This window comes from Mesorhizobium sp. M4A.F.Ca.ET.020.02.1.1, from assembly GCF_004022645.1.
Taxonomy (GTDB): domain Bacteria; phylum Pseudomonadota; class Alphaproteobacteria; order Rhizobiales; family Rhizobiaceae; genus Mesorhizobium.
In genome coordinates this window covers 1-5469 of sequence record NZ_RZOI01000405.1, presented here as the reverse complement: position 1 = coordinate 5469, position 5469 = coordinate 1, and the positions used below count along the sequence as shown (strand labels likewise).

4 protein-coding genes are annotated in these 5469 nt (G+C 64.3%); 3 read left to right on the top strand and 1 reads right to left on the bottom strand.

The window, feature by feature from the left end:
* The 3 genes from EN742_RS22415 to otsB form a co-directional block, all read left to right on the top strand.
* Positions 1-1893: amylo-alpha-1,6-glucosidase (locus EN742_RS22415; protein ID WP_128333287.1), on the top strand; the 1893-nt coding region annotated here is incomplete at its 5' end.
* 221 nt (positions 1894-2114) lie between these two features.
* Entirely contained in the window at positions 2115-3896 is a 1782-nt protein-coding gene (locus EN742_RS22410; RefSeq protein ID WP_128333286.1) for a trehalose-6-phosphate synthase, read from the top strand.
* A complete protein-coding gene (gene otsB / locus EN742_RS22405) occupies positions 3893-4687 on the top strand; it encodes a trehalose-phosphatase (RefSeq protein ID WP_127407694.1) in 795 nt (264 codons plus the stop codon). Before EN742_RS22410 ends, otsB begins: the two co-directional genes overlap by 4 nt.
* Positions 4688-4865: 178 nt before the next feature.
* Here otsB and EN742_RS22400 read toward each other — a convergent pair.
* Positions 4866-5469, bottom strand: a 604-nt coding sequence (locus EN742_RS22400; RefSeq protein ID WP_148670195.1) for an ABC transporter ATP-binding protein, incomplete at its 5' end; no start/stop codon positions are given.

Genomic DNA, 5469 nt, shown 5'->3' with positions numbered 1-5469 from the left:
AATCTCACCAACCTGCCGGTTCAAAGCGTCGGCGGCCGCGACATTCCGCAGGGCGCGATTCATGTCGAGCGCGTCAGGCTAATCTGGCAGGACCGGCTGTTCGAGCGCATCACGCTTTCCAACTATAGCCAGGAGACCTCGGCGATCCGCGTTTCTCTGCACTTTGCCGCCGATTTCCGCGACATGTTCGAGGTGCGGGGCTCGACAAGGGCAAAGCGCGGCACCGCGCATGCAGCCAAGATCGACGCGACGTCGGTGCTGCTTCGCTATGACGGGCTGGACGGGTTGGCGCGCCTGTCGGCGATATCGTTCTCGCAGGCGCCCGATCAACTGACAGACAGCCGCGCCGATTTCCTCGTCGCGGTGACCAAGCGTTCCAGCAAGGTGCTCTATGTCGAGGTCGGTTCGGAGGCTGTCGACAGCCCGGATCGCGATCGCTTCCGCGCCGCAGCGGCGCGGGCCCGTTTCGGCATGCGGGCAAAGCGCCGCCACGGCGCCACGTTGCACAGTTCCGGCCGCGTCTTCAACGACTGGGTCGAGCGCGCCCGCGCGGATGTGGCGCTGCTCACCACCGAACTCGCGACTGGGCCCTATCCTTATGCCGGCATTCCCTGGTTTTCGACGGCATTCGGCCGCGACGGCGTGATCTCGGCGCTGCAGATGCTCTGGCTCAACCCTGGTCTGGCGCGCGGCGTGCTTGCCTTCCTCGCCCAGCACCAGGCAACCGAGACGTCGCCGTTCAGCGATTCACAGCCCGGCAAGATCATGCACGAGACCCGCAAGGGCGAGATGGCGGCGCTGCGCGAGCTTCCCTTCGGCCGCTACTATGGTGGCGTCGATACCACGCCGCTCTACATCCATCTCGCCTGCGCCTATGCAGATCGCACGGGCGACATGGAATTCATCGACAGGCTGTGGCCGTCGATCAAGGCCGCGGCGGAGTGGACGGAAGAGGCGAGCCGGGAGACCGGTTTCGTCATCTACCAGCGCGCCGCCGAATCCGGCCTCGCCAATCAGGGCTGGAAGGACAGTTTCGACTCGGTCTTTCACGCAGATGGCCGCATCCCCAAGGGCCCGATCGCGCTGGTGGAAGTGCAGGGCTACGTCTTTGCCGCGTTCCGGGGCCTGGCGGCACTCGCCCGCCGCCGGGGCGGATATGCGGAGGCCGAGCATTGGGAGGAGCGCGCCGAAGCCATGCGCGCGGCGGTGGAGAGTCATTTCTGGGCGGACGATCTCGGCTTCTATGCGCTGGCGCTCGACGGCGCCGGCGAGCCCTGCAAGGTGCGGACGTCGAATGCGGGCCACCTTCTGTTTGTCGGATTGCCTGAGCCGGAGCGGGCGAAACTGGTCGCCGACCAATTGCTTTCGGCATCCTTCCATTCGGGCTGGGGCCTGAGAACGCTCTCCGACGACGCGGTGTTCTTCAACCCGATGTCCTACCACAACGGCTCGATCTGGCCGCACGACACCGCCATCTGCGGCGTCGGCCTGGCGCGCTATGGCGAGCGCGAGAGCGTGGTGCGGTTGATGAGTGGCACGTTCGAATCGGCCGTGCATTTCAACATGCGGCTGCCGGAGCTATTCTGCGGCTTCACCCGCGCGCCGGGCGAGGCGCCCATCGCCTATCCGGTCGCCTGCCTGCCGCAGGCCTGGTCGGCCGGCTCCGCCTTCATGCTGATGCAGGCCTGTCTCGGCCTGGAGATCGATGGCTGGGAAGGCGAGATCCGCGTCACGCGGCCAAGGCTGCCGATCGGCATCGACACACTCACGCTTCGACACCTGACCGTCGGCGACAGGGCGGTAGACCTGACCTTCCAGCGCGTGGGCGATCGTGTCGTCGCCTTCCTTGCCGACCGGCATGAGGGTCTGGTGCCGCTCATCGTGCGCACCTGAGATGTGCTGATTTCAGCCGACCTGCAAATGGCGGCTTCCTGCCTTTCGACCGCGCGATCTTCAAGGGATCGCCCCACGGGCCGGAAAATGTCGGAACCGATGCTTCGTTTGTGCGTTGCACAATCACACCGGACGTGCGGCGGTCTGTTCCGTCGCCCGGCAAGGTGTCGAAAACAAGAAGAATGAGTCCCGCGGCGGGCCGGTGGCAAGTTGGCGTTTCAATGACTGATCAAGGCATCGACTTACTGTGGAGCCTGCTCCTGGTAAGTCTTCTACTCTCCGCTCTCGCGGTGTTCTTCTCCATATCGCGGCGCCATCGCAATTCCGCGCCAGCGTCGGTGCCTGTCGCCGGCGAGGATGTGGCTTCCGAGGCGGCACGCAAGGTGCTCAGGGAATTCGAGAAGAATGGCCAGTCGGTCGATGCCGCGCTGGTGACTTGGTCGCCCGAAACCCTGAGAAAGATCCTTCACGAGGACCTGCCGGAAGCGCAGGTGATCGTGGTTTCCAACCGCGAGCCTTACATCCACAACGAAAAGAACGGAGAGGTCGAACTGGTCGTGCCGGCGAGCGGATTGGTTTCGGCGATGGAGCCGATCACGCGCGCTTGCGCCGGCACCTGGATCGCGTATGGCGGCGGCACGGCGGATCGCCAGGTGGTCGACAGTGACGACCGGTTGCAGGTGCCACCCGACAATCCGTCTTACACGCTGCGCAGGGTGTGGTTGAGCGAGGAAGAATATCAGGGCTACTACCTGGGTTTCGCCAACGAGGGCCTGTGGCCCCTCTGCCATATCGCCTTCACGAGGCCGATCTTCCGCGAATCGGACTGGGAGGCCTACGAAGCCGTCAACCGTAAATTCGCCGACACGGTGGTCGCCGAAGCGCGCAACGAGCGGCCGATCGTGCTAGTGCAGGACTATCACTTCGCGCTTTTGCCGCGCATGATCCGCGAACGCCTGCCCGAGGCGATCGTCATCACCTTCTGGCACATCCCGTGGCCGAACTCGGAAGTTTACAGCATTTGCCCCTGGAGGGAGCGTATCCTGGACGGGCTGCTCGGCAGCTCGATCATCGGCTTCCATACCCAGTTCCACGCCAACAATTTCACCGAAAGCGTCGATCGCTTCCTTGAGAGCCGGATCGAGCGGGCAGACGCCGCCATCTCCTATGGCGGCCAGACGACGCTGGTCCACGCCTATCCGATCTCGATCGAATGGCCGCTGCAGCTTCTGGCGAAGCTGTCCGATGTCGCCGAATGCCGCACGCGCGTCCGCGACCGATTTGGACTGTCGGCGGATGTTAAGCTCTGCGTCGGCGTCGAGCGCCTGGACTACACCAAGGGCATTCTCGACCGCTTCCACGCACTGGAGGAATTGTTCACCAGGCATCCCGATCTGATCGGCAAAGTCGTCTTCCTGCAGATCGCCGCACCCAGCAGGGGCACATTGCCAGCCTACAGGCAATTATACGACGAATGCATGCGCTATGCCGACGACCTCAACCAGCGCTATGGCAGTGACGGCTATCGCCCGGTCGTCATCGTGGCCGAGCATCACTCGCAGAAGGCAGTCTACGAGATCTATCGCGCCGCCGATATCTGCATGGTCACCAGCCTGCATGACGGCATGAACCTCGTCGCCAAGGAATTCGTCGCCGCGCGCGACGACGAGCAGGGGGTGCTACTGCTCAGCACCTTCGCCGGCGCATCGCGCGAATTGCTGGAAGCGCTAATCGTCAACCCTTACGACGCGGCGATGATGAGCGGGGCCCTCTTGCAGGCGCTGACCATGTCGGCCGAGGAGCAGCGCGAGCGCATGCGGCGCATGCGCGAGATCGTGCGCGACAACAATGTCTACCGCTGGGCCGGCAGCATGCTTCTGGACGCCGCGCGCCTGCGCAAGCGTGGCGAGCTCGACCGCGTCACAGCCAATGCCGAGCGGTCAGCGATTGCCGATAATGTCGTCCCCATCTTCGAACGCAGACAGGTAGCAGGACTCCGATGAATTATCAGGCAGAGCTGACACCCCGCCTCCCCGAAGGCCGATGGGCGTTGTTCCTCGATATTGACGGCACCTTGCTGGAACACGCAGCCCATCCCGACGCCGTGTCGGTCAGCAAGGAGCTTCGCTTTCTGCTGCAGGCGATCGAGCGCCGGCTGGACGGCGCGCTTGCTTTCATCACCGGCCGCTCGGTCGCGGCGGTCGACCGACTGTTCGAACCGCTGAAGCTGCGCACTGCCGGTCTCTATGGGCTGGAGCACAGACTTGTCCCGGGCGGCCCTGTCGAGGCCGCTGACGAACCGGCGGACATGGCGGCGCTCGCCGACGAGATCGAACTGGAGCTGGCGAGCCAGGCCGTCTATGTCGAGCGCAAGGGCCCGGTGCTCGCCGTCCACACTCGTGCGGCTCCCCATCTGCTTGCCCGAGCGACGGAGTTGGTCGAGGCAGCGCTGACCCGCCTGCCCAAGGGTTATCGCGTGATTGCCGGCAATGCCGGTGTCGAATTGATGCCGCTCGACGCCGCCAAGGGTGCGGCGATCCGGCGCTTCTTGCAGCTCGATCCGTTCACCGGCCGACGGCCGGTGTTTCTCGGCGATGATACCTCGGACGAAAACGGCTTCGATACAGTCAATGCCGTAGGTGGGATCTCGATCCGCGTGAAGCCGCAGGGACCAACGGCGGCGGGCTATGTCATTGCCGATGTCGCCGGCGCCATCGCCTGGCTTCAGGCCAATTTCGGCGATCTCGCCAAGGAAGCTGGCCGAGGCGATGTCCGGCGTAGTCGCAGACTATGAGCTGCTGTCGCTAATAGGCCTGGTCGTGGAAAATTGTTCGGGGGGCGCGGCCGAAAGCCGATTGTTCCTTTCGTCGGGGCCTGAAGTCTATAAAGCTTGTAGACATTAGTGCCAACCCATCCGCGGCGCCAATCGCTCCGGCGCGAGCGTCGCCGCGGAATAGGGCTGGCCGGAGGGATCAGGCGGGAAACAGGAACGCCGCCGCCGGGTCGAAAAAGACCTGCCGCCGGCTTCCCGTTGCATTGTGCGTCGCCATGGCCGAGGACGTCGGCCTGATGTCGATCTCCTGCCCGGCGACTGTGCGCGCGACGATGCGGCGGCGCTCGCCATAGAAGGCGACATCGACAATCTCGACTGCAAGCTCGGCGCTTTTCGAGTTTCTTTCCAGATGAAACGCTTCCGGGCGGACCATCAGCCTGGCCTTCTGTCCGCGATCGAAGCTGCCGTTGGCGTTTATGCCCGACAGCACCGAGCCGTCGGCAAGCCGGATGGTCGCGGCACCGCCCACGGTTTCAAGGTGCTCGGCGGCCAAAAAGTTCGAATTGCCTATGAAGCCGGCGACGAAGTCGGTGGCGGGCCTGAGATAGAGGTCCTCGCCGGTGCCGATCTGCTCGATGCGGCCGTCCCTGAACAGGGCGATCCGGTCGGACAGATGCAGCGCCTCTTCCTGATCGTGCGTGACATAGAGGATGGTGACGCCGGTCTCGCGGTGAATGCGGCGGATCTCCGCCTGGATCTCCTCGCGTAGCTTCTTGTCGAGCGCGGAGAGCGGCTCGTCCATC

Excerpts from the sequence above, each read along its gene's own strand:
- EN742_RS22410 (WP_128333286.1), top strand. The coding sequence starts at position 2,115 with ATGACTGATCAAGGCATCGACTTACTGTGGAGCCTGCTCCTGGTAAGT.
- otsB (WP_127407694.1), top strand. The coding sequence starts at position 3,893 with ATGAATTATCAGGCAGAGCTGACACCCCGCCTCCCCGAAGGCCGATGG.